Annotated in this window: 22 protein-coding genes, 1 other RNA gene and 1 pseudogene; 4 read left to right on the top strand and 20 right to left on the bottom strand. The window is 72.1% G+C overall.

All coding sequences use genetic code 11. From position 1 onward, the window contains the following. Positions 1–61 precede the first annotated feature (61 nt). From QP939_RS16270 to QP939_RS16245, 6 genes are all read right to left on the bottom strand, one after another. Complete coding sequence (locus tag QP939_RS16270; protein ID WP_285457617.1) at positions 62–598, bottom strand: uridine kinase family protein; 537 nt, start codon at positions 596–598, stop codon at positions 62–64. A gap of 4 nt (positions 599–602) precedes the next feature. Further along, a complete protein-coding gene (locus QP939_RS16265; protein ID WP_285457616.1) occupies positions 603–1,037 on the bottom strand; it encodes a DUF2304 domain-containing protein in 435 nt (144 codons plus the stop codon). Positions 1,038–1,049: 12 nt separating this feature from the next. After that, positions 1,050–1,751 carry a glycosyltransferase family 2 protein gene (locus QP939_RS16260; protein WP_414641867.1) on the bottom strand — a complete coding sequence of 234 codons (702 nt, stop codon included), beginning with the start codon at positions 1,749–1,751 and terminating at the stop codon, positions 1,050–1,052. A 91-nt stretch (positions 1,752–1,842) separates the two neighbouring features. Beyond that, entirely contained in the window at positions 1,843–3,774 is a 1,932-nt protein-coding gene (locus QP939_RS16255; protein WP_285457614.1) for a DUF6541 family protein, read from the bottom strand. 56 nt (positions 3,775–3,830) lie between these two features. Then, entirely contained in the window at positions 3,831–5,114 is a 1,284-nt protein-coding gene (locus QP939_RS16250; protein WP_285457613.1) for a polysaccharide biosynthesis protein, read from the bottom strand. After that, complete coding sequence (locus QP939_RS16245; protein ID WP_285457612.1) at positions 5,111–6,133, bottom strand: glycosyltransferase family 2 protein; 1,023 nt, start codon at positions 6,131–6,133, stop codon at positions 5,111–5,113. The genes QP939_RS16250 and QP939_RS16245 overlap by 4 nt, the downstream gene beginning before the upstream one ends. An 84-nt stretch (positions 6,134–6,217) precedes the next feature. Between QP939_RS16245 and QP939_RS16240 the strand changes: the two genes are divergently transcribed. Together QP939_RS16240 and QP939_RS16235 are read left to right on the top strand one after the other, a co-directional pair. Next, entirely contained in the window at positions 6,218–7,315 is a 1,098-nt protein-coding gene (locus QP939_RS16240; RefSeq protein ID WP_285457611.1) for a UDP-N-acetyl glucosamine 2-epimerase, read from the top strand. A gap of 60 nt (positions 7,316–7,375) precedes the next feature. Continuing rightward, positions 7,376–7,930, top strand: coding sequence for a glucosaminidase domain-containing protein (locus tag QP939_RS16235; RefSeq protein WP_285457610.1), 555 nt, complete (start codon positions 7,376–7,378; stop codon positions 7,928–7,930). On the opposite strand, the gene recR is transcribed toward QP939_RS16235, so the two are convergent. Beyond that, positions 7,927–8,523, bottom strand: coding sequence for a recombination mediator RecR (gene recR, locus QP939_RS16230; RefSeq protein ID WP_285457609.1), 597 nt, complete (start codon positions 8,521–8,523; stop codon positions 7,927–7,929). The genes QP939_RS16235 and recR overlap by 4 nt on opposite strands. Before the next feature lie 5 nt (positions 8,524–8,528). Beyond that, a complete protein-coding gene (locus QP939_RS16225; RefSeq protein ID WP_072475711.1) occupies positions 8,529–8,888 on the bottom strand; it encodes a YbaB/EbfC family nucleoid-associated protein in 360 nt (119 codons plus the stop codon). 79 nt (positions 8,889–8,967) lie between these two features. On the opposite strand from QP939_RS16225, the gene QP939_RS16220 reads away from it, so the two are divergent. Beyond that, positions 8,968–9,819: an N-acetylmuramoyl-L-alanine amidase gene (locus QP939_RS16220; protein ID WP_285457608.1), complete on the top strand. Its 852-nt coding sequence runs from the start codon at positions 8,968–8,970 to the stop codon at positions 9,817–9,819. Positions 9,820–10,076: 257 nt separating this feature from the next. Here QP939_RS16220 and QP939_RS16215 read toward each other — a convergent pair whose 3' ends face one another. Further along, positions 10,077–12,296: a DNA polymerase III subunit gamma and tau gene (locus QP939_RS16215; protein WP_285457607.1), complete on the bottom strand. Its 2,220-nt coding sequence runs from the start codon at positions 12,294–12,296 to the stop codon at positions 10,077–10,079. Between the two features lie 44 nt (positions 12,297–12,340). On the opposite strand from QP939_RS16215, the gene QP939_RS16210 reads away from it, so the two are divergent. After that, the gene (locus tag QP939_RS16210; RefSeq protein ID WP_285457606.1) at positions 12,341–13,192 is read left to right on the top strand and encodes a spermidine synthase; all 852 of its coding nucleotides are present in this window, start codon (positions 12,341–12,343) and stop codon (positions 13,190–13,192) included. Between the two features lie 173 nt (positions 13,193–13,365). Here QP939_RS16210 and ffs read toward each other — a convergent pair. From ffs to QP939_RS16155, 11 genes and pseudogenes are all read right to left on the bottom strand, one after another. Continuing rightward, positions 13,366–13,460, bottom strand: an RNA gene (ffs, locus tag QP939_RS16205) — signal recognition particle sRNA small type. A gap of 21 nt (positions 13,461–13,481) precedes the next feature. After that, entirely contained in the window at positions 13,482–14,081 is a 600-nt protein-coding gene (locus QP939_RS16200; protein WP_285457605.1) for a GTP-binding protein, read from the bottom strand. Next, the gene (locus QP939_RS16195) at positions 14,059–14,406 is read right to left on the bottom strand and encodes a DUF742 domain-containing protein (protein WP_285457604.1); all 348 of its coding nucleotides are present in this window, start codon (positions 14,404–14,406) and stop codon (positions 14,059–14,061) included. The genes QP939_RS16200 and QP939_RS16195 overlap by 23 nt, the downstream gene beginning before the upstream one ends. Then, positions 14,406–14,840 carry a roadblock/LC7 domain-containing protein gene (locus QP939_RS16190; RefSeq protein ID WP_285457603.1) on the bottom strand — a complete coding sequence of 145 codons (435 nt, stop codon included), beginning with the start codon at positions 14,838–14,840 and terminating at the stop codon, positions 14,406–14,408. Before QP939_RS16190 ends, QP939_RS16195 begins: the two co-directional genes overlap by 1 nt. Next, positions 14,837–17,590 (bottom strand): sensor histidine kinase, encoded by a 2,754-nt coding sequence (locus tag QP939_RS16185; RefSeq protein ID WP_285457602.1) that lies wholly within the window; start codon positions 17,588–17,590, stop codon positions 14,837–14,839. The genes QP939_RS16190 and QP939_RS16185 overlap by 4 nt, the downstream gene beginning before the upstream one ends. Before the next feature lie 25 nt (positions 17,591–17,615). Further along, entirely contained in the window at positions 17,616–18,404 is a 789-nt protein-coding gene (locus QP939_RS16180) for an ABC transporter ATP-binding protein (RefSeq protein ID WP_285457601.1), read from the bottom strand. Further along, positions 18,401–19,351 carry an ABC transporter permease gene (locus tag QP939_RS16175; RefSeq protein WP_285457600.1) on the bottom strand — a complete coding sequence of 317 codons (951 nt, stop codon included), beginning with the start codon at positions 19,349–19,351 and terminating at the stop codon, positions 18,401–18,403. Before QP939_RS16175 ends, QP939_RS16180 begins: the two co-directional genes overlap by 4 nt. Further along, the gene (locus QP939_RS16170; protein ID WP_331658654.1) at positions 19,348–20,361 is read right to left on the bottom strand and encodes an ABC transporter substrate-binding protein; all 1,014 of its coding nucleotides are present in this window, start codon (positions 20,359–20,361) and stop codon (positions 19,348–19,350) included. Before QP939_RS16170 ends, QP939_RS16175 begins: the two co-directional genes overlap by 4 nt. A 655-nt stretch (positions 20,362–21,016) precedes the next feature. After that, positions 21,017–22,894 carry a glycosyltransferase family 39 protein gene (locus QP939_RS16165; protein WP_285457598.1) on the bottom strand — a complete coding sequence of 626 codons (1,878 nt, stop codon included), beginning with the start codon at positions 22,892–22,894 and terminating at the stop codon, positions 21,017–21,019. A 134-nt stretch (positions 22,895–23,028) separates the two neighbouring features. After that, positions 23,029–24,546, bottom strand: a complete 1,518-nt coding sequence (locus QP939_RS16160; protein ID WP_285457597.1) for a sensor histidine kinase — start codon at positions 24,544–24,546, stop codon at positions 23,029–23,031. Beyond that, a pseudogene (locus QP939_RS16155) lies at positions 24,524–25,274 on the bottom strand (response regulator transcription factor). The gene QP939_RS16160 and the pseudogene QP939_RS16155 overlap by 23 nt, the downstream one beginning before the upstream one ends. Positions 25,275–25,393: the final 119 nt, after the last annotated feature.

The raw sequence follows: 25,393 nt of genomic DNA, 5'->3' as shown, positions 1-25,393 counted from the left end.
CGAGACGTCCGAGCGGACCCGACGTTGCCCGGACGGGGCCCGCCGAAGATCGACATCACACTCACGGCAGCCGGGTTCCGGCAGCTTCCGCCGTGCCGTCGACGGCGAACCAGCCCGCCTCGAACCGCTGCCAGCGGGCCAGATCCGCGCTCGCGGCCCGGCCGTCGCGGGCGATCGCCCTGGCGAGCCGTTCGGCCGCCGGACCGCCGTCGAGCCAGCAGAGGTGCGAAAGCAGCGGTCTCGCCGAAACCCGGCCGCTGGAGACGCCCTCCAGCACCAGGACGTCCGGCACGGCGACCTGGATCAGCTCGCCGGGCTGCGGAGACCCGGTGGACCAGTCCATTCGCCGGTAGCGGCCGTCGACGCCGCTCGCGAGCGGGGCCAGGACGCCGTCGACCAGCCGGGGCCACCACGCGACGGGGTCGTCCCACGTGGCGAAGGCGTCGGTGCTGACCAGCTCGGTGCGGTGCCCGCGGGCCCGCAGGCCGGCCACGACCTCGGCGGCCAGCGTGGACTTCCCCGCGCCCGACGGGCCGTCGATGGCCAGGACGCGGACACCGCCGAGCCGCGGGGGCGCGGCCAGCAAGGCGTCGTTCACCCGGTCACTTGCTGACGTGCTCGACCTCGGGAAGCCCTTTGACGTCGTCGGGCGCGGTCGTGCGCGCCTCCAGTTCGGCGATCCGGGCCGCCAGCTCGCGCTTGGCGTCCTCGAGCTCGCAGCGCAGCAGCGCCGTCTCCTCGACCGACGTGCGCACCTCTTCTTCCAGGTGCCCGACCTCGGTCGACAGGTGCAGTGAAACCAGGGCCAGCACGACGCCGGCGAGGAGGAAGACGAAGTTCGACGGCGTCTGGACACCGGTGAGCTTGGCCAGGAACTCGGCCGCCTGCGGCACCACCGCGAGGACGACGACGCCGACCGCGACGATCAGCCACACGCCCGCGTACTTCTCGCGCAGCTTCCGCCGCCGCATCATCTCGAGGACGACGAACAGCACGACACAGGCGACGACGATGCTGAGGACGCGCCAACCCTGCATTTCTGCTTCCCCTTACGCCGAGTCGGAGGAGTCGACCGCGGGCCGGCGGCGCACCAGCGCCAGCAGCAGCGCGAGCCCGGCCCGGCTCAGGTAGACGGCGGACTTGACGGGTGAATGACTGGGCGTGCCGCCCGCGCGCTCCCGCATGACGACCGGGATCTCCTTGATGGTCAGCTTGGCCCGGATGGCCATGACCAGGGACTCCACGGTGTCCCCGAGGTACTCCGCGGGGTAGTAGCCGGCGAACAGCTTGATCGCGCGCGGGCCCATCGCCTTGAAGCCCGACGTGACGTCGGTGAGCCGGGTCTTCGCCAGCCGCGAGAACACGACCGAAAGGGCGACCATGGCGTACTTGCGCGGGCCGCTCGCCTTGTAGGAGCCCTTGCCCGCGAACCGCGAGCCGATCACGATGTCGGCGTCGTCCAGGCCGCGCAGCAGCGCGTCGAGCTCGTCCGGGTCGTGCTGGCCGTCCGCGTCCACCTGCACCACGACGTCGTAGCCGCGGGCGGCGGCGTAGCGGAAGCCGGTGCGCATCGCGCCGCCGACACCCAGGTTCACCGCGAGGCGCGCGACCTCGGCGCCGGCCGCGCGGGCGAGCTTGGCGGTGTCGTCGACCGAGCCGTCGTCGACGACCAGCAGATCGCCGCTCGGCAAGGCCCGTTTCACCTGCTCGATGACCGAAGCCACGCTCGCGGACTCGTTCAGCGCGGGCATCACGATGAGCACGCGGCGGCTGGTCACGGAGGTGCTGGACACCCGATCACTCTAGCGTTTCCGGCCCCCGGCCCCCTGTCGAGGTGGTGGGTCACCCGCCGTGACCGGCCGCGGACCCCGACGGGGCGCCGCCCTCGATGAGGTAGACGGCGGCGTCGGCGTTGCGGAAGACCTGGCGGAAACCCGGCGTGTGGGCGAGACCGGCGAGGCCGAGGGAGTTGCGCAGGTTCGGCGTCGCGGTGCCGGAGCCGACGAAGACGTAACGGACGCCGAGCGCGGTGAGCGTTTCGCGGACCTTCGGGTACCGCTCGACGCCGTTGAGGAACAGGCTCAGGTACGACGCCTGCGTGCCGGGCTCGGCACCGTAGAACGTCCACTCGACCGGGCGGAGCCCCTCCAGCGCGTACATCCAGACCGAACCGTCCGCGCGGTCGTTCATCACGCGCTCGCCCGGCGCGGTGTGCTGCCCCAGCCAGTCGAGGGCGGCCCGCTCGGCGTCGCTCACCGCGGGGAAGCCGCGGTAACCGATGTTGACGCTCTTGGTGTTGCGGCCGAGGTACCCGCCACGGCTGGCCACGCCGACCACGAGCGCGAGCACGGCGAGCACCACGAGCGGGGCGACCCGCAGCTGCGGCCGCCACTTCCGCAGCCGCGCGGCGGTCCAGGTGGACGCGCTGAACGCGAACTGGCCGAACCCGACCGCGCCGATCATCGGGAGCAGCGCGGCGATCCGGTAGTAGTCGTTGTAGAAGGGCCCGCTCAGCAGGTTGACCAGGGGCGTGTCCAGCGACACGGTGGCCGCGTACAGCCCGCCGAACACGACGTAGGCGGCGACGACCCACACCATCCGCCGGTGCCGGACCAGCAGCACGACGCCGATCAGCGCGGGCACCCCGATCCACCACTGCGGGAAGCCGGTCATCGGCGAGAAGGTCACCGTCTGCCCGATGGCGCCGGTGACCGTCTCCGCGGTCGGCCACTGCGCGGACGTGACCCCGCCGGCGTTGTAGAGCGACGGCAGCACCTGCGGGAGACCGAGCAGGACGCCGAGCACCGCGGTCGCGGCGATCGACGGCCACGCGGCGCGCCAGTCGATCACCTCGAGCCGGAACGCCAGCGCGGCGAGCAGCAGCCCGAAGTAGATCAACGCCACGAAGACGACGCTGGTGTGCAGGCCGGCGAGCCCGGCGACGCCGAGGGCGATCGTCACCGGCGCGGTGATCCCGCGCGGGACCAGCAGCAGGCGGCCGAGCGCGAGCAGCGCGGGCAGCAGGGCCACGCCCGCCCCGTACGGCCACACGGGACCGTGCCACATCAGGTCGTACGGGAACGCGGTGAAGCAGGCCGCGGCCACCGCCGCGGCCGCGGTCCCGATCGCCGGCATGCCCCACGCCCGGCACAGCACGGCCACGCCGAGCGGGAACGCGAGGACCACCGCCAGCGAGGCGAGGTTCACGATCTCCACGACGTCGAGCCCGCCGTGGCCGACCAGCAGGGCGAGCAGGGCGTGGTAGGTGTCGGGGTAGAAGTAGTGGTGCTCGTCCGGCAGGTTCGCGATCGTCCCGACGGTGGCCGGGCGCGCGTCGCCGTGCTCGGCGATCCAGCGCACCAGGTTGGCGTGGAACGGCGCGTCGAAGTCCTGGTTGATGTTGCCGGGCGTGCGGATCCCGCGCAGCGTCGCGGCCGCCCCGACGGCCATGCCGGCCAGCACGCCCGCGCCGATCAGCAGGTGTTCGCCGAGGGGAGTCTTCGCGGTCGGCTCGGCGGCGGAGGCGTCCCGCCGGAACCGGCGCACCACCCGGCCGAGCCCGAAGGCGACGGCGGCGAGCGCCACGGTCCAGCCCGCGACCGACGCGACGTCCCAGCGGATACCGAGGCCGCCGAGCACCGGGATGCCGAGCGCGACGACGCCGAAGGTCAGCAGCGGCGCGGCGGCGGCGAGCGTCCAGCCGCGCAGGCCGGCGGCGACGCCGAACACCGCGCCCGGCACCCAGAACGCCAGCAACACCAGAGAGAAACCCATGCGCGGTATCCGTCCATCCCGGAGAGAGGGGTCAGCGTAGCGGTGGGCGGCGGACGTCAGTCCCGCGGAACCGCCGGCCGCCGCAACACGAACGCCAGCACGACCACCAGGCCCAGCGTGGGGCCGCCGGCCAGGCCGGCGACGGCCTTGAGGATCGGGTCACCCGGCACGATCAGCAGGGTCGCCGCCGTCGCGACGGCGACCACCGCCCAGGTGACGAGGACCTTGTTCGCTTCCTTGCGGGCCACCAGCACGGCCGTCATCAGCTGCAGGGCCGTGAGCAGCACCGCGCCCCACACCATCCAGGCCACCCACCAGCCCTTGGCGACGAAGTCCGAGCCGTAGAGCAGGGACACCAGCCAGGGCCCGATCAGCAGGCCGACCAGCGCGCCGACCACGCCGACCACCACGGTGCCGAGCGCGCCCGCCGCGAGCAGCTTCCGCAGCCGGTGCCTGCCGTCTTCGGTGCCGGACAGCCGGACCACCGTTGGCACGGCCAGCGCCTGCAGCGGGGACAGCAGCAGCAGCGGCACGCGCGACACCGTGAGCGTCGCGAACAGGACGCCGACGTCGGCCTCGGACCCGCCGGGGGCGAGCAGGCTCACCATCGCCGGGTAGCCGGTGATGACGCTGGCCGTCAGGCCCGCGCCGACCATGAGCACGAGGATCCGGGCGGTCACCGGGCCCCAGCCCTCGCCGTCGGCGTGCGGGTCGACCAGGCCGGCGACCGGCCGGACGAACAGCAGCCACGCGAACGAGCCGGTCGCGGCGGCGATCGCGAACGACGTCAGGCCGGTCAGCCCGGCCGCGGCGATGCCGAACAGCACGAGCACGCGGACCGCGGCCTCGGCGACGACCAGCCCCGAGTACGGCTTGATCCGCTGCTGCCCGACGAGCAGGCCGCGGGCGGCGAACTGGCAGGCGAACGAGACCGCGCCGCACAGCACGATGACGCCGAGCGCGGTGTGCCCGGCGTAGAGGCGGTCCGAAAGCACCGGCACGACCAGCGTCAACGCGGCGATGACGGCGACGGCCACCGCGCCGACGGTGAGCGAGCGCAGCGCGGGCTTGCCCGCCTTGCCGCCGTCGAGCGCGGCCACCGCCGACTGGCGGGACAGCTCCTGCTCCAGCGGCGACAACGCGCTGCCGAGGCCCATCAGGATGCCCCAGAACGAGAGGTAGACCTTGCTGTTCACCGGCCCGAGCCAGCGCGTCGCGACCAGCGTCAGCACGTAGCCGAGGGCGATCGCGACCAGCAGCGAGAGGCCGATCTTCCCGGCCGAGCGGCCGGTCTCCTTCGCCAGGCCGCGCCCGTCCGCCTCGGTCATCGGGGAGCTCATCGACCTCGCCTGCGGCCGGCCCGCAGCGCCATGACGAGCCCGCGGACCGCACCCGCGCCGAAGCCGGCGCCGAACACCGGGGCCAGCTTCGCGACGGCCTTCGCCTCCGCGTTCGTCGCGCCGAAGCGCGTCACGGCGGCCCCGGCCGCGGCCGACCCGGCGGCGGCGAGCAGCACGGCCGTCTTCGGGCGCTTGACCGCGACGCCCAGGCCGAGCAGGCCGACGCCGAACGCGGCGAACAAGCCGTTGCGGGCCGGACCCGGCGAACCGAGGTAGGAGTCCACGAACGTCGTCCCGCGGAAGTAGGACTGGGCGACGAACTTCTTGAAGCTGTCGCGCCCGTGGTAGGTCGCGGAAAACTCCGGCGCGAGGAAGATGCGGTGCCGTTCGGCGATCCAGCGGAGAACACCGGTGTCGTCACTGGCGAAGCGGACGTCGTCGAACAACGAAACGAAAGCGTCGGAAGCCGCTTCGAGAACGGCGCGTGGCGCGGAAAAGAATCCCGTGCCCTTCGGGAAGAGGTCGAACTCCTCGATGCCGAACGACATCAAGCGCGGGTTCGCGCAGTAGCGGCGCCACGGAATCTTCACCAGCCCGGCCATGAAACCGGCGTACGGGTTGTGCTCGGAAGCGACGTTGATGTGCCCGTTCCAGACCGTCCGCTCCGGGTGGTCGACGAGCTGGTCGCGCAGGAAGGTGAGCGAACCTCCGTCGACCTCCACGCGGCTGTCGAGCAGCAGGATCTGCTGGCCGGACGCCTTGGCGATGCCCGACCGCCGGGCCTCGAACCGGCCGCCGTTGGCCTGGCTGACGACGGTGATGCCGTGGCGTTCGCGCAGGTCGTCGAGCCGGGCGGGAGTGGCGTCGGTGCTGCCGTCGTCGACCACGACGACCTCGATCGGCCAGTTCGCCGTCTCGGCCGAGGCGAGCAGCGCGCCGACACTGCGTTCGATCCAGTCCTGCTCGTTGTAGACCGGGATCACGACGCTGAGCGAGGGGAGGAGCGGGTTCGCACTCACCGTGCCGAGGCTACCCGGCGGCCCAGGTGGCGGGTCGGCCAGTATCCTTACGCCACCGCACCCGACCAGAAATGGGCTTTCACGGTGATTTCCTTCATTCTCGGCACCACCGCGGAACTGATCAAGATCGCGCCGGTCTACCACGGGATCGCCGAGCGCGGGATGCGGCCCAAGATCTGGTTCACCGCCCAGCACGTCGACGAGGTCGCCGACGTCCTCGCCGACCTGAAGCTGCCGGAGCCCGACGTCTGGCTGGTGCCGCAGGAGAAGGCGCACAACCTCGAGTCCCCCGCGCAGGTGCCGGGCTGGGCCGCGCAGGTGCTGCGCACCGCGTGGAGCCGCCGCCACGAGCTGCGCGCCGCGCTCAACGAGGACGGCCGCCCGCCGTTGGTGCTGGTGCACGGCGACACGTTCACCACGCCGTACGGCTCGCTGATCGGGAAGCGGATCCTCAAGTCCCGCGTCGGGCACGTCGAGGCGGGCGCGCGGTCGGGCAGCATCCTGTCGCCGCTGCCCGAGGAGCTCAACCGCAAGATCGCGGCGAAGATCGTCGACATCCACTTCGCGCCGAGCGCGCGTGAGGTGAACAACCTCCGCAACGCCCGCGGCGTGGTCGTCGACACCGAGGCCAACACGGCGATCGACGCGATGCGCCTGGCCATCGGCCAGCCGCTGGACGTGCCGAACCTGCCGGAGAAGTTCGGCCTGGCCACGCTGCACCGCTTCGAGCTCGTGTCGCGCGCGGACAAGTACCGCGAGGTGCTGGAGATCCTGCGCGAGCAGAGCCGCCAGATGCCGATCCTGTACATGGCGGGCGCGCCCGAGCGCGAGAAGATCCGCTCGCTGGGCCTGGACAACCTGTTCGACGACAAGTTCATCGCGCAGCCGAAGATGCGGTACCTGAAGTTCCTGCCGCTGGTGGCGCGCGCCGAGTACGTCGTCACCGACTCGGGTGGTCTTTCGGCGGAGTGCTACTACCTCGGCCTGCCGTGCGCGGTGCACCGCGAGCGCACGGAGACGCCGCAGCACCTCGGCGAGACGGTGGTGCTGACCGAAATGCGCGGCGACAAGCTGCAGAACTTCCTCGACACGTACCAGAACCGGCGCGGTGAGTCCTGGATGGACAAGTACCACCCGTCCGAGATCGTCGTCGACACGCTGGCGCAGCTCGGCTACTGCTGAGGTTCTCGTTAGAGTGACCTTCGGGTCGCTCTTTTCCCGTGGGTCGGGCAACGTTCGGCCATGATCCACATCGGACTGGCGGCGCTGCTCGTCTTTTCACCGGTGATCGACCAGGACTCGGTCCGGTCGGCGGCGCTGGACGCGGGGTACCAAGCGGAGTACGTCGGCGCGGCGGGCCCGATCGCCCGCGCGATCCACGCGGCGTACGACATCCCGGCGTCGGTGACGGTGGCGCAGTCGATCCTGGAGTCGAACTGGGGCCGCAGCCAGCTGTCGGTGAAGGAGCTGAACTACTTCGGCTTCAAGTGCGTGACGCCGACGAGCCCGGGGCCGATCGCGGTGCGCTGCGCGCGCTACCCGACGACGGAGTGCGTCCCGTCGCCGTGCCACCCGGTGGACGCGTTCTTCCGGGTGTACGCGTCGATTCCCGACTCGTTCCGCGACTACGGGCGGCTGCTGACGACGTCGTCGAACTACGCGGCGGCGCTGCCGGTGCGCGACGACCCGGACGCGTTCATCCGGGCGGTGGCGCGGAAGTACGCCACCGACCCGGAGTACGCGAACAAGGTGATCAGGCTGATGGACCTGTACGACTTGAGGCGCTTCGACACCTAGAGCGCGCGGCGGCCCGAGAGCGCGCGGCCCAGCGTCAGCTCGTCGGCGAACTCCAGGTCACCGCCCATCGGCAGCCCCGACGCCAGCCGCGTCACGTTCAGGCCCGGGAAGTCGCGGAGCATGCGCACCAGGTACGTCGCCGTCGCTTCGCCCTCGGTGTTCGGGTCCGTCGCGATGATGATCTCGCGGATGTCGGCCTCGCCGATCCGCTTGAGCAGCTCGCGCATCCGCAGCTGCTCCGGGCCGATGCCCGACAGCGGGTCGAGCGCGCCGCCCAGCACGTGGTAGCGGCCCTTGAACTCGCGCGTGCGCTCGACCGCGAGGACGTCCTTCGGCTCCTCGACGACGCAGATGACCGTGAGGTCGCGGCGCTCGTCGCGGCAGATGCGGCACGTCGGCTGCTCGGAGACGTTGCCGCAGATCTCGCAGAACTGCACGCCTTCCTTGACCTTGCCGAGCACGTCCTGCAGCCGCGCGATGTCGGCCGGGTCGGTGGCCAGCAGGTGGAACGCGATGCGCTGGGCGCTCTTCGGCCCGACCCCGGGCAAGCGCCCGAGCTCGTCGATCAGGTCCTGGACGACACCTTCGTACAAGTTCGTCAGCCGCCGAAGCCGAGGCTGCCGAGGTCCGGCATGCCGCCACCACCGCCGAGGCCGTTGGCCAGGGGGCCGAGCTTCTGCTCGGTGAGCTTCTGCGCGTTCGCCGACGCGTCCCGCACGGCCGCGACGACCAGGTCGGACAGCGTCTCGACGTCGTCCGGGTCGACCACCTTCGGGTCGATCTTGAGGCTCTTGAGCTGGCTGTCACCGGAGACGGTCGCGGTGACCAGCCCGCCGCCGGCGGTGCCGGTGACCTCGGTGTTGGCGAGCTCTTCCTGGGCCTCGACGAGCTTCTGCTGCATCTGCTGCGCCTGCTGCATCAGCTGGGAAAGGTCGAAGCCGCCGCCGGGTTGCACCATGATCGCACTCGGTCCTCTCTGCACGCCTGTGTCATCCACCAGGGTAGTCGCGCCCCGCGCGGTGGCGGGCTGTGGCACCGTGGTCGCCGTGCGACGCGCGACTGCTCCCCTGCTCCTGGCCGGTGCCCTGCTGCTCACCGGGTGCTCCGGCGACGTCCCGGCCGCGCCGCCCCCGCCGCCGCCGTCGTCTTCGTCGTCGTCTTCCTCCTCTTCTTCCTCGGCTCCGGTGGCGACGCCGACGTCTGCGTCTTCGTCGCCTTCGCCGTCTGCTCCGCCGGTGGCGGCGAAGGTGGTGGTGCTGGATCCGGGGCACAACGGGGGCAACGCGGCGCACCCGGCGGAGATCAACCGGCTGGTGCCGTCGGGGCGCGGGCAGACGAAGCCGTGCAACACGACGGGCACCGCGACCAACGCGGGTTATCCCGAGCACGCGTTCACGTTCGACGTGGCCCGCCGGATCGGGGAAGCGTTGGCGGCCAAGGGGATCCGCGTCGTCTACACGCGACAGAACGACACGGGGGTGGGCCCGTGCGTGGACCGCCGAGCGGCGATCGGCAACGAGGCTGGCGCGAACGCGGTGGTGTCGATCCACGCGGACGGTTCGACCGCGGCGGGGGCGAACGGGTTCCACGTGGCGTACTCGTCGCCGCCGTTGAACGCGGCGCAGGGGGCGCCTTCGCTGCGGCTGGCGCAGACGCTGCGGGACACGATGCGCTCGGGTGGGTTCAGTGTTTCGAACTACATCGGCGGTGGCGGGCTTTCGGCGCGGTCGGACTTGGGCGGGTTGAACTTGTCGACCCGCCCGGCGGCGCTGGTCGAGTGCGGAAACATGAGGAATCCGGCGGAGGCGGCGCGGATGACGAGCGCGGAAGGGCGGCAGTCGTACGCATCCGCCATCGCCGCGGCCATCGAGGCTTATCTCGCTGGGTGAGTCGCTGGGCCGCCTCGGCCGACGAGGTCCGGCCGAGGTTGCCGCGGCCGATGGGATTGGCCGCGTGACTTCCCGCGGCAGTGCAGCGCTGGGCGGCCTACTCGGCCGCCGAGGGCCGGGATTGCCGCGGCCGACTAAGCCTGATTTCCCGCGGCAACGCAGAGCTGCGCGCCCAGCTGGGCCGCAGGTCGCCCGCCCCGCCGCCTCGATCGCCGGGCGCCGGTCCGAAGCGCGACCGGCCGCCCGGGCCCCTCGCGTCAGTCGAGGGGGCGGGCGCCGAGGTGGTCGGAGATCAGTTTGCGGGCCACCTCGTCCGGGTCCTGGTCCGGCGGGGGTGGGGGCGGCGGTGGGGCCGGGCTGGCGTCCTCGTTGTAGAGGTCTTCGTCGTCCTCGTCGGCCGGTTCCGGGGGCAGCGGGATGTCCGGCTCGGTCGTCGTGACCTTCGGCCGGGCCGGTGCCGGGGGCGGGGTTGCGGGCGCCTGCGCGGGCGCGGCCGCCGCCGCCGACTGGCGGGTGAACGACCTCTCCGGGGCCGGTGCCGCCTGCTGTTGGCGGGCCGCGGGTGCCGCCGCCGGGGCGTTTCCGTGGACGCAGCGGACCTGCCAGTCTCCGCCCAGGACGTCGGACAGTGCTCCCGCTATCTTGCGGGCGTTGTCCTGGTCCGACAGGCGGCGGGCCAGTGGCTCCGACTTGTGCGTCAGCGTGACCGCGTTGCCCTCGACGCTCGCGACCGCCGCCTGGGTCAGCATCGCCTCCAGGCTGCGGCCGCCCGTGAACTTGCGCAACGCCGTCATGAGCTGCGGCCAGACGTTCCGGATCGCCGCCGCGTCCATGCCGCCCGACGCCGCCGGTGCCGGAGCTTCCGGCGCCGCCGGAGCTGGAGTGCCGCCACCCGGCGTGCGCGGGGCTCCCCAACCGTCGTCGGCCGCCGCGCCAGAGCTGGCCGCCGGAGCAGGCGCACTCGCTGCCGCCGGGGCGGGTGAGCCCGGTGTCCGAGGAGTGCCCCAGCCGCTGTCACCGGACTGCGCCGGAGCACCTGCCGCCGGGGCGGGGGTGCCGCCGCCCGGCGTGCGTGGGGTTCCCCAGCCGCCGTCCGGGCCGGACTGCGCTGGAGCCGCCGCCGGGGCAGCCGCACTCGCCGCCGCCGGAGCAGCGCCCGCGCCAGCCGCCGGGGTGGGCTCCGGGCGGGCCGGGGGCTTGACCGGCTCCGGGACCGGCGCGGGACCCGCCGACCCCGCCCGCTGCGACGGCCGCGAAAACTCCTTCTCCGGTGCCGCCCGCACCGGGGGCTCCACTCCGCCCTCCGCCGGCGCGACCGGCGCCGTCGCGCGGCGCTCCAGCCTCTCGATGCGGGCCAGCAGCGCCTTCTCCGCCTCCGTCACCGATGGCAGCAACATCCGCGCGCACAACAACTCCAGCACCAGCCGCGGTGACGTCGCGCCGCGCATCTCCAGGAGTCCATTGTGGACGATGTCCGCGTAGCGCGAGAGCGTCGCCAAGCCGATCCGCTCCGCCTGCGCCACCATCCGGGCCAGCTCTTCCTCCGGCGCCGACACCAGCCCGCCCGCGGACTCCGGCACCGCGCGCAGCAGCACCAGGTCACGCAGGCGGTCGAGCAGGTCCGTCGCGAACCGGCGCGGGTCGTGGCCCGCCTCCGTCAGCTTCTCGACCGTGCCGAACACCGTTGCCGCGTCCTCCGTCGAGAGCGCGTCCACCATGTCGTCGATCAGCGCGACGTCCGTGACGCCCAGCAGCGCGACCGCCCGCGAGTACGAAACGCCCTCCGGCCCGGCGCCGGCCAGCAGCTGGTCGAGCACCGACTGCGTGTCGCGCGCCGAACCGCCGCCCGCGCGGATGACCAGCGGGTACACCGCCGGCTCGACCTCGACGCCCTCCGCCGCGACGTTGCGCTCCAGCAGGTCGCGCATCGACTTCGGCGGGATCAGGCGGAACGGGTAGTGGTGCGTGCGCGAGCGGATGGTGGTCAGCACCTTGTCCGGCTCGGTCGTGGCGAAGATGAAGATGACGTGTTCCGGCGGCTCTTCCACGATCTTCAGCAGGGCGTTGAAGCCCTGCGTGGTGACCATGTGCGCCTCGTCGATGATGAACACGCGGTAGCGCGACTCGGCCGGCGCGTAGAACGCCTTGTCGCGCAGCTCGCGGGCGTCGTCGACACCACCGTGGCTCGCCGCGTCCAGCTCCGTGACGTCGACGCTGCCGGGCCCCTCGGGCGCCAGCGCGCGGCACGAGTTGCACTTGCCGCACGGGTCGGGCGTCGGGCCTTCGGCGCAGTTCAGCGAGCGCGCCATGATGCGCGCGCTCGACGTCTTCCCGCAGCCGCGGGGGCCGGAGAAGAGGTAGGCGTGGTTGATCCGCCCCGCCGCCAACGCCGTGCGGAGGGGTTCGGTCACATGCTCCTGCCCGACGACCTCGGCGAAGGTTGCCGGACGGTACTTGCGGTACAGCGCGAGAGCCACGTCGCGAGAGTACCGGGCACCACCGACAACTAACCTTGGCCCTCGTGAGCCGAACACCGAGGCCCGGTCCTCGACCCGGCCGCTACCCGGTGCGGTTCGGGACGGCGGAGCTGCTCCGGGACGCCGACCGCGGCAACGCCTGGCTGGTGTCGGTCGACGGCGTCGCGCAGTCCTACGTCGACCTCGACGACCCCGCCAACCTGGAGTTCGACTACGTCCGGCGGTTCGGGGACGTGGTGGACCAGCTGCCGCCGGGGCCGGTGGACGCGCTGCACGTCGGCGGCGCGGCCTGCACGCTGCCGCGGTACGTGGCGGCGACACGGCCGGGGTCGCGGCAGCTCGTGTTCGACGCCGACGGCGAACTGGTGGAGTTGGTCCGCGCCCAGCTGGGGCTGCGGGTGCCGGGGCTGCGCGTCCGCGTGACGGACGGCCGGGCGGGCCTGGCGACGCGCCGCGAGGACTCGGCGGACCTGCTGGTGGTCGACGCGTTCGAGCGGGCGACGCTGGCGGGCGGCCTGGCGACGCTGGAGGCGACGCGCGCGACGGCGGGCATCCTCCGCGCGAACGGCGTCTACCTGGCGAACATCACGGACGGCTCGGGCCTCCCGTTCGCCCGCCGCTTCCTGGCGACGCTGCTGGCGGTGTTCCCGGAGGTCCTGCTGCTGGCGGACCCGGCGGTGCTGAAGGGCCGCCGCTTCGGCAACTTGGTGTTCGCGGCGTCGGCGGCCCCGCTCCCGACGGCGGAGATCGCCCGGCGCACGGCCTCGGCGGCGTTCCCGTCGAGGTGCGTGGACGGCGCGGAGCTGCGAAAACTGGCGGGCCGGGCGAAGCCGATCACCGACGAGGACGCACCACCCCCACCCCAACCCCCGAACGACGTGCTGGGCCTGTTCTAAAGCTGTCGTGAGTGTTTAGGGCGGTTCTAACCGCCCTAAACACTCACGACAGCCGCGGCAGACCTCGCAGGCCGCGCGTGAGGCACCGTGGGGGTCCGGGGGCTCGGCCCCCGGGCAAAACGACGAAGTGAAGGCCCGGCGAAGGGGCGAAGCCCCGAGAGCCGGAGCCGAAAAGAAGGGGACCCCGCGCACCCGCCAGAGCCTGCTTATCCTTGCTGCCTTCCGGCCCTGGGGAGGTTCACAGGGTGGACGCCGCGCGGGGTCCGTGGATCAGTGTACCCAAGGGCCCTCACGCCCCCGCGCCCGCCTGCGCCCGGGCCTTCTTGAACGTGTTGTGCAGCACCGCCAGCAGGGCGTCCCGCACCGAGAGCTTCTGCCGCGCGTCGAACGTGATCAGCGGGACGTCGTCGCTCACCGCCAGTGCCCAGCGCACGTCCTCCAGGTTGTGCCCCAGCGACCCGTCGAACATGTTCACCGCCACCACGAACGGCAGGCCCGCGTTCTCGAAGTAGTCCACCGCCGGGTAGCAGTCGTCCATGCGGCGCGTGTCCACGATCACCAGGGCGCCCAGTGCGCCGTGGACCAGGTCCTGCCACATGAACCCGAAGCGGTCCTGGCCGGGCGTGCCGAACAGGTACAGCTTGACCTCGTCGTCGATCGTGATGCAGCCGAAGTCGAGGGCCACCGTCGTCGTGGTCTTGGCCGGGACGTGGCCCGTGCGGTCCACCGACGCCGCCACCGACGTGATCGCCGCCTCCGTCGTCAGCGGCTTGATCTCCGAGATCGACGAGACCGCCGTCGTCTTGCCGACGCCGAAGCCGCCCGCGATGACGATCTTGACCGGGGCCAGCGGGCGGGCACCCGGTTCAGTGAATGGCTTCGAGTCCACGAATGACCCTTTCGATCATGCCGAGGTCGTGCGAGTTGTGGTTGCCGGGGCGCCGGACGACGACGTAGCCCAGCTCGGCGAGGTCGGCCACCAGCACCCGGGCGACGCCGATGTGCAGGCCGAGCATGGCGGCCACCTCGGCGACCGACATCGTGGTCCGGCACAGGGAAACGATTTCCTGGCGCTCGAACGTGAGCTGCGGGTGCGACGCCGCGCCCAGGCGGGACGTCATGACCTGCGCCTCGATCTCCAGGGTCTGGTCGACCGGCTGGGCGCGCCCCGAGGTCATCAGGTACGGCCGCAGCAGCGAAGGTTCCTCGGTCATCACGACCCCACGGTGTTCTTGAGCTCCTCGATCAGGCCGGGCGTCAGCACTTCGGTGGCGCGGTTGGCGAACATCGCCATCTCGTAGGCGATCGTGCCGAGGCTGGCCTGCTTGTTGGCGAGGACGCCGAGGGAGCAGCCGATGCTGATGGTGCAGACCAGCAGGTACCCGTGCTCCAGCTCGATGATCACCTTGTCCGGCGAGCCGAGCGGGTGGCTGTCGGAGACGCCGTGGGCGAGGCCGAGCATGGCGGAGGAGATCGCGGCGAGCCGGTCGGCGTTCGACCGCTCCAGCTCCGACGACATCGCGATCAGCAGACCGTCGGCCGAAACCGCGATGGCGGCGATCGCGCCCGCGGTGTGCTGCGCGAAGCGGCTCACCAGCCAGTTGAAGTTCTGGGCTTCGACACTGACGCCAGGTGCGGGGATGCTCATTTCCTGCTCTCTTCTCCTCGTTCCATCACACGACCGGCGACCACGCCTTGGGGCGGGCTGTCTGCCGTCACCACGTCCGCCTTGGCGAGGCCGGCGGCGAACGCGTCGAACGCCGCCCGCTCGGCCGCCGGGTCCCGCCGGGTGCGGTTCGCGGTGGCGCGGGCGGGCGGCCTGCCCGCGGACTGCTGACGCAGACCGGGGGCGAGCTGGGCACCGGGGACGCGGCGGACCAGGCCGTCCCGGGACGGCGGGGCGGCCGCGATCGGCGCGGTGGCCGGGGCGTGCGCGGTGAGGGACGGCCGGACGGCCGGCGCGGGCAGGTCCGATCCGCCGGGCACGCGCTGGGGCAGCGACGAGCCGTCGCCCGCCGGCGGCGGCACGGGTTCGGTCACGAGGGTGGGCGGCGGCTCAGCCGCCATCGCGCCGACTTCGGCGGCCTTCGCGAAGGCGCTCTGGAAGCCGTCCATCGCGTTCTTGGTCGCTTCCGGGTCGTGCCGCGGCTTGCCGTCGGCGACCGGCGCCGTGATCCCCGGGTCGGGCAGCTGGGCGCCGCGGACGCGACGGCGGAGGCCGCCGCGGGTCTCGGCCTCCGGTTCGGGGTCCGCGACCGGCGGCTTGACGTCGGGCTCGGCGTCCGGCCACACCGGTTCGAGCTGGCGGAACCAGCGGAAGCCGTTGGGGGTGCTCAGCAGCGCCGGGATCGCCGGCGCGGGCAGCTCGGCGGGCCGCAGTTCGTCCAAAGTGGACACCGAGGTGGCGGCGACGGCTTCCGCGGGCCGCGCCTGGGGCGGCACGACCGGCGGCGCGGCCTGGACCGGGATCACCGGTTCCTGCTTCGGCGGCAGCCCGGTGCGGTGGCTGAACAGCGACGGCGGGATGGTCAGCCGGGCGGTCACGCCGCCGGTGGTCGGTGTCGCGAGCAGCTCGACGCCGAGGTCGTGGCGCCGCGCGAGGCGGCCGACCACGAACAGGCCGAGCACGCTGGTCGGCGCGAGCTCCAGCCGTTCGCGCTCGACGAGCCGCTGGTTCTCCTCGGCCATCTTCTCGGCGGTCATGCCGATGCCGTGGTCGACGATGTTCACCAGGCACGAGCCGTCCGCGAGGAACATCGTGTCCACCTCGACCATCGAGCCCGGCGGCGAGAACGACGTCGCGTTCTCCAGCAGCTCGGCGAACACCAGCACCAGGTCGGCGCCGAGGGCCGAGGAGAGCAGGATGTCGCCGACGACGCCGAGCTTGACGCGCTGGTAGTCCTCGATCTCGGCCAGCGCCGACCGCAGTGCCGTGGCCAGCTCGATCGGGCCGGCGATGCGGGTTTCGTCGCGGGTGCCGGACACCACGAGCAGGTTGTCGGCGTTGCGGCGCAGGCGGGTGGAGAGGTGGTCGAGCCGGTACAGGCTGGCCAGCAGCCGGGTGTCCTGCTCGTTGCGCTCGACCTCGTCGATCAGCGCGAGCTGGCGGCCGACCAGGTTCTGCGTGCGCTTGGCGACGTTCGCGAACATCAAGCTGGTGTTGCGCCGGGTGAGCGCCTGCCGCTCGACCAGCTCGGCGGCGGTGGTCTGGACCCGGTTGAACGCCGCGGCCAGCTTGCCGAGCTCGTCGTCCGACACGACGTCGATGGTGGCCAGCCGCGGGACCTGCGCCTCGGCCTCTTCGGTGTCGGTCACGCGGACCAGCTCGGTGCCGGCCAGGTCGGCGACCGACGTCGCCGCGGTGGTCAGCCGGCGCAGCGGCCGGGCGATCGAGCGGGAGACCGCGACGGCGAGGAACGCGACCAGCAGGAACAGCAGCCCGGCGCCGACGCCGACCGTCCAGGCCAGCCGGGTGCCGGCGGCGGCCCGGTCGGAAGCCGCATCGGCGATCTCGCCGGTGACCCGCTCCTGGACCAGTTTGCGTTGCCCCGCCTGACTTTCCGACGCGGTGAGCACGTCCGCGACGTACTGGGTGGTGGCGACCGCGTCACGCGGGTTGTCGATCTGGGCCGCGAGGTCGTCGATCTTGCGGCCGGCTTCGCTCTGCTCGACGTTGACCACCAGCGCCGACTGCGCGCTGTCCGCCTGCTGGACGAACCGGTCGGTGAAGATCGGCGACTGCTGGGTCGCGTCGTCCAGGATGGACCGCCCGGCCTCCGGTGACACCGCCGTCACGATCAACGCCATGCCGCGCAACGAGTTCTCCTCGTTCGCGCGCAGCAGCGCTTCGAGCGCAGTCAGCTCCCGGGTGCCTTCGGCGTCACTGGTGAGCTGCGGGACGAGCCGCAGCGCGTCGATCACCGCGCCGATCACCGCGTGGTAGGTGCGGGCGACGCTGTCGAGCGCGACGCCGCGGCGTTCGGCGTTCTGCCGCAGCTCGGCGAGCGAACCGATCCGGGTCAGCGCCGAGGAAAGCTCGTCCGGGGCGTCGGCGCCGAGCGACGAGCGCACGCTCTCGACCGCCGAGTCGACCGTCTTCCGCTGCTGGAGCATCTGGTCGGCAGGCAGCGCCGGCGAAGCGACGTACGCGCCGGTCAGCAGCCGCTCGCGCTGCAGCTGCCAGACCAGGCCGCCGAGCTGCTGGGTGTGCCGGGCCACGGTCGCCGACTGCGACGCCGCCAGCGCGCTGCTCGCCTGGGTCAGCACGAACGGCACCGACACCAGCACCACCGCGGCCAGCGGCGGCAGGAGCAGCAGGTTCAGCTTGCCGCGGATGCCGAGCCGGGCGAGGATTCCCCCGCCCTCGGCCCGTTTCGCGGTCGCCCTGCCGTGCCTCATCCCGCCACCTTCCCGTCGTCCGTTCTCACTCGACCGCGGCAACCCGGCTCACGTGCCCGCGGTGCTGCTCCCGGACGAGGTCCTCGATCCGGGCGCGCAGCGCGAGGAACCGCGGTTCGCGCTTCACCGCCAGGTCCCGCTCGGCGGGCAGCTCCACCTCGACGTCGGCGGCGACGCGACCCGGGTCGGAAGCGAGCACCACGACCCGGCCGCCGAGGAACACCGCTTCCTCGACGTCGTGGGTGACCATCAGCACCGTGGTGCCGGTGTCGGCCCACACCTGGCGGATGAGCACCTGCATGTCCTCTTTGGTCTGGACGTCCAGCGCGCCGAAGGGTTCGTCCAGCAGCAGGACTTCCGGCTCGCACGCCAGCGCCCGCGCGATCGCGACGCGCTGCTTCTGGCCGCCGGAAAGCTGTTTCGGCAGCGACCGGCGCACGGCGTCGAGCCCGGTTTCGGCGAGGTACCAGTCGACGCGCCGGGCCCGCTCGGCCGCGTCGATCGGCAGCAGCTCGAGTCCGAACGCGACGTTCTTCTCGACGCTGCGCCACGGGTAGAGCGCGCCGGACTGGAAGACCAGCCCGCGGTCCGGGCCGGGCCCGGTGACGGGCACGCCGTCGAGCACGATCTCGCCTTCGGTCGGGCCGATCAGCCCGGCCACCAGCGACAACAGCGTCGACTTGCCGGAGCCGCTCGCGCCGACGACGCAGACGAACTCGCCGCGCAGCACCTCGAGGTCGACGCCGTCGAGCGCGCGCGTCACCTGGCCGCGCACGGTGTAGTCCTTGGCGACGTTCCGCAGTTCCAGCGTCATGCCGCCCACTTCCCGACCCGCGTGCGCAGCAGGCGCAGCAGGACGTCGATGACCAGCCCGGCGATCCCGATGACCACGAGCACGGCGAAGATCTTGTCCGTCTGCAGGAACCGCTGCGCCCGGACGATCCGGTAGCCGAGGCCGGCCGAGGAGTTGATCAGCTCGGCGACGACCACGAAGTTCCACGCGGCGGCGGCGTTGACCCGGATCGCGTCGATCATGCCGGGCAGCGAGTGCGGCAGCACGATCTTGCGCAGCACCTCGCCGCGGCGCGCGCCGAGCGTGTAGGAGACGTCGATGAGCGAGCCGGGCACGGCGCGGACGACGTCGGCGGTCATCAGCGTGTTGAAGAAGACGGTGCCGATGAAGAGGATGGCGATCTTCGACGGCTCGCCGAGGCCGAGCCAGATGATCAGCAGCGGGATGAACGCGCTCGCGGGCAGGTACCGCAGCAGGCCGATCAGCGGCTCGAAGAACGCCTGCCCCGCGGTGAACGCGCCCATCAGCACCCCGAGCGGGACCGAGACGAGCACGGCGAGGCCGAAGCCTTCGAGCACCCGCTGCGTCGTCGCCCAGAGGTCGTCGAACAGTTCACCGGTGCCCGCCATGTCGACCCCGGCCTTGAGCACGGCGGCCGGGGACGGCAGGAACGTCGAGTCGACGGCGCCGCTGAAGCTCAGCGCGACCCACGCGAGGAACGGGATCGCGAACGACAGCACCGCGAGCGTCCAGCGGGCCCCGCCGGAAATGGGCGTGCGCAAGGAAAACAGCGGCGACGCCGACGGTTTCAGCCCGGCGCGGCGCGGCAGCGGCGACCAGTCCGGCCGCCCGCCCGCGCGGCCGGACTCCTCCTGCCGCTCGGCGAGCCGCCGCTCGGCCTCGAGCTCCTCGGCGGCCCGCTCGTCGGCCGGGCTCGCCGCGGTCGCGCGCTGGGTCCGGCCGGTCACTGCGGCGCGGCCTTCACGAACTGGTCGTCGAACAGGCCGTCCAGCGACGGCCGCTGCTGGGCCAGGCCGGTGCCGACGATGAAGTCGATGATCTTGTTCGCCTGGAAGTCCAGGTGCTGCGCGGTGACACCCGGCGTGAACGCGTCGAGGTTCTGCTGGCGCGTGAAGATCGTGGTGCCGGCGTCGTAGGTCTTGTAGTCCGCGTCGGTGACGCCGCCGCGCTTGGCCATGATCTTCACGGCGGCGTCCTTGTTGTTCTTGATCCAGGTCAGCGTCTCGAACCAGGTGTTGACCAGCGCCTGGACGTCCTTCGGGTGCTCCTTGACCAGCTTCTGCGACGTGACGAGGTGGTCCGGGATCGCGCCGGGGAACTCCGCCGACGACGAGATCGCGCGGCTGCCCGGGCGCTCGAGGGCCTTGGTCGTGAACGGCGCGAACGCGCCCACCGCGTCGACCTGGCCGGCGACGAACGCGGCCGCGGCGGCGTCGGTCGGCAGGTTGACCAGTTCGATGTCCTTTTCGGTCAGCTTCGCCGCCTGCAGCGCGAGCAGCAGCAGGTAGTGGTCGACGGTGCCCTGCTCGACGGCGACCTTCTTGCCCTTGAGGTCGGCGACGGCGGTGATGCCCTCGCGGGCGATGATCTTGTCGTTGCCGGTGGAGTTGTCGTTCACCAGCACGATCGACAGCTTCGCGCCGCCGGAGGCCGAGGACAGCGTGTCGTTGAGCGTCTGGCTGTTGGCGTCGATGGCGCCGCTGGAGAGCGCGTTGATGCTGTCGGTGTAGTTGTCGAAGTACTTGAGGTCGACGTTCACGCCGTTCTTCGCGAACAAGCCCTGTTCCTGCGCCACCTGCCAGGGGAACCAGCCCGGCCACGCGCTGAACCCGAGGGTGATCTTGCCGCCGGTGCCTTCGGCGGTGCTGTCGCTGCAGCCGGAAAGCGCGGTGACGCCGGCGAGCGTCAGCAAGGTCAGGAGCACCGTCACGAGACGGGGGCGGGAACGGGAAATCACAACGAACTCCAGGATGCGGGGGAAGTGGAGTGGTGCCGTACCGAAGAGGGAATTGCGGTGCTCGGGGCTACGGGTCGTGACGAAGAGGGGGTGGATCGGGGCGAGCTGCGCCACCGCGCACGGTCATCGCTGCTCTCTTCCGGTTCCACCTGATCGGGTCATGGCAAGAGAGAACGCGGACAGGAAGTACCCACACCCAGTGAGAACCCAGCACTCAGCGCACCGGGTCGGCCACCCCTTGTCCCTCTCCCGGCGCAGAGCCTAGCGACTAGCACAAGATCACCACAACGCCCGACCAGTGCATCCGAACGAGTGACCCCTAACCGGGTCGACCAGCGCGGTCCGGGCTCTTCAAGATCAAGTTGACGATCGTTTCGTTCGGCCGACCGCCCAAGTTGATCCACAGCCCGTGCGTTCGGCCCGTGCAACTGCACGCCCGATAGTTCCTCGTCGTTACGCGGCGGCGAACCGCGCGGAGATCATCACCGGCGGCCGCGTCGCGGATCCGAACAGTCGTTCGCATTGTGCCGCTCACCGAGACGGAAATCGAACAGGTGTCCGCATCCCCGGATATCGCACCGCCCGCGAATGCGCCGAATGAATTCGCGATTGTTAACACGCTGGAAACAATTCACGCGGTTCAGGCGCATTTCGATCAATCGACAGATTTCGTCAAGTCGTAAACAGTCGTGCCCCCGACCGTGAGCGGGGCGAAGTTCTGTTCGACCCAGGTCTGGATCTCCCCCGAGGTCCCGCGGCCGCCGCCGAACCCGCCCCGGCCACCGGCGACGTAGTAGCGGACGTCGCCGTCCGCGACGTACTGCCGGAAGCGCTCCAGCGTCGGCGCCGGGTCGCTGCCGCTGAAGCCGCCGATCGCGAGCACCGGGCGTCCGCTCGCCAGCGCGAGCCCGGCCGACTCCATCGCACCGCTCTGCGCCGCGGCCCACTTCGTCGTGGTGTTCTTCAGCAGGTCGACGAGTGCCGCGTCGGTCCGGCCACCGCCGAAGCCGCCGCGCGCCCCGAAACCGCGTCCGCTCGCGGCGGCACTCGGACCGGACGACGGGGTGCCGCCGGAGTGCGCGGCCGCCGCCGTCGCCAGCGTGAACGACGTCGTCCCGAGCAGCGCGCCGCACAGGCCGACCACGGCCACGACCGGGCCGAGCCGCCGGAGCCGGTCGGCACCGAAGAGCAGACCCGCGACGGCGACGGCGCTGAGCACGAGCAGTGCGTAGCGGATCCACGGCTGCCACTCCGGAGTCCGCGCGAGGAGCACGAAGCTCCACACCGCCGTCACCGCGACCAGGACGGCCAGCACCACGCGGGCGGCGAAGTTCGCCCGGCCACGCCACAGCTCGCGCGCGGCGATCCCCAGCGTGGCGGCGGTTCCCGGCGCCAGCGCGACGGTGTAGTACGGGTGGATGATCCCGCTCATGTAGCTGAACACGAGCGCGGTGACGACCAGCCAGCCGCCCCAGAGCAGCAGCGCGGCCCGCGTCCGGTCGGTGCGCGGCGCGCGCCGGGTGAACCACAGCCCGGCGGCCAGTCCGATGATCGCGGCGGGCAGCAGCCACGACGCCTCGCCGCCGAACTCGGCGCTGAACAACCGCGTCAAGCCGGCCTCGCCGCCGAACCCGCCGCCGCGCGGCGCCTGCATCCCCGACGGCGGGGCGAACGTCGCGCCACCACCGCCCCCGCGGCCCTCGCCGAAGATCCGGCCGAGGCCGTTGTAGCCGAAAGCCAGTTCCAGCACGGTGTTGTCGGTCGAGCCGCTGATGTAGGGCCGATCGGCGGCCGGCCACAGCGCGACGACGACGATCCACCAACCGGCGGAGACGACCACCGCGCCCGCCGCGGCGAAGAGCTGCCCGATCCGGCGCCCGAGCGACGTCGGGGCCGCGACGGCGTACGCGAGCACGAAGGCGGGCAGCACGAGGAACGCCTGCAGCATCTTGTCGAGAAAGCCGAACCCGATGGCGACCCCGGCGAGCAGCAGCCACTTCGTGCTCGCGTGCTCCAGCGCACGCACGACGCAGTAGGCGCCCGCGACGAGCAGCAGCACGAGGAAGGCGTCGGGGTTGTCGTAGCGGAACATCAGCGCGGCGACCGGGGTGAGCGCGAGCCCGGCCCCGGCGAGCAGCCCGGCGCCCGGGCCGGAAAGCCGTCGCACGGCCAGGTAGAGCAGGCCCACGGAGGCGACGCCGGCGAGCGCGTTCGGCACGAGCAGGCTCCAGCTGGAGAAGCCGAAGATCCGCCCGGACAACCCCATGACCCACAGCGAGAACGGCGGCTTGTCGACGGTGACGACGTTGCCGGGATCGAGCGAACCGAAGAACAGCGCCTTCCAGCTCCAGGTGCCCGCCTGCGCGGCCATCGCGTAGAAGTCGTTGGCCCAGCCGGTTTTCGCCAGGTCCCACAGGTAGAGCAGCCCGGTCCCGAGCAGAAGCCCCGCGACGGACGGCTTGACCCAGCTCGGTTTCCGGGAAGCCTGGGGCGCGGGCTGGGCGTGTTCGGGCGCCGACAGGGTGGTCGTCATGGTGCCCACCGTGTCGGCACCGTTTGTGGTGAACTTGTGCCGAAGCTGTGCGTGCGCTGTGCATCAACCCCGGACGGGTGACGCCGCACTACCCGGTCGTGAGTGTTTAGGGCGGTTCTAACCGCCCTAAACACTCACGAGGGAGACGGGGCCTCGGGGAACGCGATCTCGAACTCCGTGCGGCCCGGGCGGCTCTGCACCCCGACGCGGCCGCCGTGCGCGCCCGCCACCGCGGCCACGATCGCCAGCCCGAGCCCGGTGCTCCCCGCCGCGCGGGAACGCGAGTTGTCCCCCCGCGCGAAGCGCTCGAAGATGTTCGGGAGGATCTCCGGCGGGATGCCCGGTCCGTCGTCGGCCACCCGCAGCCGGACCACTCCGTCCGATGTGGACAGTGTGGTCGTCACCGTGGTGCCCGACGGCGTGTGCGTGCGCGCGTTGGCCAGCACGTTGATCACCACCTGGTGCAACTGGCCCGCGTCGCCGAGGACGCCGATCGGCTCGCCCGGCACGTCCATCAGCCACTTGTGGTCCGGGCCCGCGACGTGCGCGTCCGCGACGGCGTCGGCCACCAGGCGGCACAGGTCCACCCACTCGTGCACCACCGGGCGCCCGGAATCGAGGCGCGCGAGCAGCAGCAGGTCCTCGACCAGCGTCGTCATCCGGCGCGACTCGGACTCGACGCGGCCCATCGCGAACGCGACGTCCGGTGGCACCTGCTCGCCGCTGCGCCGGGTCAGCTCGGCGTACCCGCGGATCGCGGCCAGCGGTGTCCGCAGCTCGTGGCTCGCGTCCGCGACGAACTGGCGGACGCGATTCTCGCTCGCGTGCCGCGCGGTGAGCGCGTTCGCGACGTGCTGCAGCATCCGGTTGAGCGCCGAACCGACCTTGCCGACCTCGGTGTTCGGGTCGGTGTCCGCCTCGGGAACCCGTTCGGACAGCGCGACTTCGCCGCGGTCCAGCGGCAGCTCGGAGACGCGCGTCGCGGTCGCGGCCAGCCGGTCGAGCGGCTGCATCGTGCGGCGGATCGTCGCCGCGCCGACCGCGCCCGCCACCAGGATCCCGGCGATCGCCACGCCACCGAGGATGAAGCCGAGCCGCCAGAGCGTCTCGTTGACGTCCTTCAGCGGCAGCCCGATGACCGTCTTCTCGCCGTTGGCCGACATCGTCGAGACGACGCGGTACTCGCCGAGCGTGCCGCCGAGGTCGATGCTGCGCTGCTTCCCGTCGGACGGCAGCGCCAGCAGGGCCAGCACCTGCTCCTTCGGGACGCCCTTGAACGGCGGCTTGCGCTTCGACGGCGCACCCACGCTGGAGTCGAGCACGCCGGCCGTGGCGGTCGAGCCGGACTGGACGACGGCGAGCGTGCCGTCGCCTTGGCCGAGCACGCGCAGCGCGTCCGGCGGCGGGGGCGTCTCGCCGTAGGTCCACGGTGGCGGCCGTTCCCCGCTGTGGGACGCGCGGGCGGCGGCCGCGGCGAGCCGGTCGTCCTGCTGGCGGATCAGGAACTCGCTGAGCGCGAACTCCGTCACCACGCCGACGACCACGCACACCAGCGCGAGCAGCGCGGCGAGCTGGACGATCAGCCGCCGCCGCAGCGACCACGGCCGCCGCGTCCGGGACCGCGCCGGGTCAGCCGGCCGGCTTGAGGACATACCCCGCGCCCCGCATGGTGTGGATCATCGGCTCGCGGTCGGCGTCGATCTTCTTGCGCAGGTAGGAGATGTAGAGGCTCGACGATGTTGGCCTGGCCGCCGAAGTCGTAGCTCCACACGCGGTCCAGGATCTGGGCCTTCGACAGCACGCGCTTGGGGTTGCGCATGAGGTAGCGCAGCAGCTCGAACTCGGTCGCGGTGAGCGGCACCAGGTCGCCGCCGCGGTGCACCTCGCGGCTGTCCTCGTCGAGGGTGAGGTCGCCGACCACCAGCGTCGAGCCGCTCGCGCCGCTCACCCCGCCCGCCCGGCGCAGCAGCGCGCGCAGGCGCAGCGCCACCTCTTCGAGGCTGAAGGGCTTGGTGACGTAGTCGTCGCCGCCCGCGGTGAGCCCGGCGATGCGGTCCTCGACCGCGTCCTTCGCCGTCAGGAACAGCACCGGCAGGTTCGGCGCCTCCGACCGCATCCGCCGCAGCACCTCGAGGCCGCTGAAGTCGGGGAGCATGACGTCGAGCACGACGGCGTCCGGGCGGAAGTCGCGCGCGATCCGGACGGCCTCCGTGCCGTCGCCGGCGCTGCGCACCTCCCAGCCCTCCATCCGCAGGGCCATCGACACGAGCTCGGCCAGCGTCGCCTCGTCGTCGACGACGAGGACCCGCACGGGGCTCCCGTCGGCGCGGCGCAGGTCGGCCTTGCCAGGGCCCGATGACGTGGCGTTCATGGCGGTCATAGTGCCATCTTCTCGGCGGCTCTTCAGTGCTCACTGTGACCTCGCTGTGCGTTTCCTGTGAAGGTCCTTCGCCCGGGTAAGGGAGCCACAGCGCGTGCTGACGCCCCGCACAGCTCAAA

Origin of the sequence: Amycolatopsis nalaikhensis, assembly GCF_030264295.1 — a bacterium.
GTDB lineage: Bacteria > Actinomycetota > Actinomycetes > Mycobacteriales > Pseudonocardiaceae > Amycolatopsis > Amycolatopsis nalaikhensis.
Note: the sequence above shows the minus strand (reverse complement) of the source record. Positions and strands in the feature narration are given on the sequence as shown.

Coding starts and splice junctions, on each gene's coding strand:
- QP939_RS16255 (WP_285457614.1), bottom strand. CDS start 3,774: ATGGGTTTCTCTCTGGTGTTGCTGGCGTTCTGGGTGCCGGGCGCGGTG.
- QP939_RS16165 (WP_285457598.1), bottom strand. CDS start 22,894: ATGACGACCACCCTGTCGGCGCCCGAACACGCCCAGCCCGCGCCCCAG.
- QP939_RS16250 (WP_285457613.1), bottom strand. CDS start 5,114: ATGAGCTCCCCGATGACCGAGGCGGACGGGCGCGGCCTGGCGAAGGAG.
- QP939_RS16225 (WP_072475711.1), bottom strand. CDS start 8,888: ATGGTGCAACCCGGCGGCGGCTTCGACCTTTCCCAGCTGATGCAGCAG.
- QP939_RS16160 (WP_285457597.1), bottom strand. CDS start 24,546: ATGTCCTCAAGCCGGCCGGCTGACCCGGCGCGGTCCCGGACGCGGCGG.
- QP939_RS16235 (WP_285457610.1), top strand. CDS start 7,376: ATGATCCACATCGGACTGGCGGCGCTGCTCGTCTTTTCACCGGTGATC.
- QP939_RS16195 (WP_285457604.1), bottom strand. CDS start 14,406: ATGACCGAGGAACCTTCGCTGCTGCGGCCGTACCTGATGACCTCGGGG.
- QP939_RS16180 (WP_285457601.1), bottom strand. CDS start 18,404: ATGACGCTGGAACTGCGGAACGTCGCCAAGGACTACACCGTGCGCGGC.
- QP939_RS16265 (WP_285457616.1), bottom strand. CDS start 1,037: ATGCAGGGTTGGCGCGTCCTCAGCATCGTCGTCGCCTGTGTCGTGCTG.
- QP939_RS16190 (WP_285457603.1), bottom strand. CDS start 14,840: ATGAGCATCCCCGCACCTGGCGTCAGTGTCGAAGCCCAGAACTTCAAC.
- QP939_RS16260 (WP_414641867.1), bottom strand. CDS start 1,751: ATGCCCGCGCTGAACGAGTCCGCGAGCGTGGCTTCGGTCATCGAGCAG.
- QP939_RS16185 (WP_285457602.1), bottom strand. CDS start 17,590: ATGAGGCACGGCAGGGCGACCGCGAAACGGGCCGAGGGCGGGGGAATC.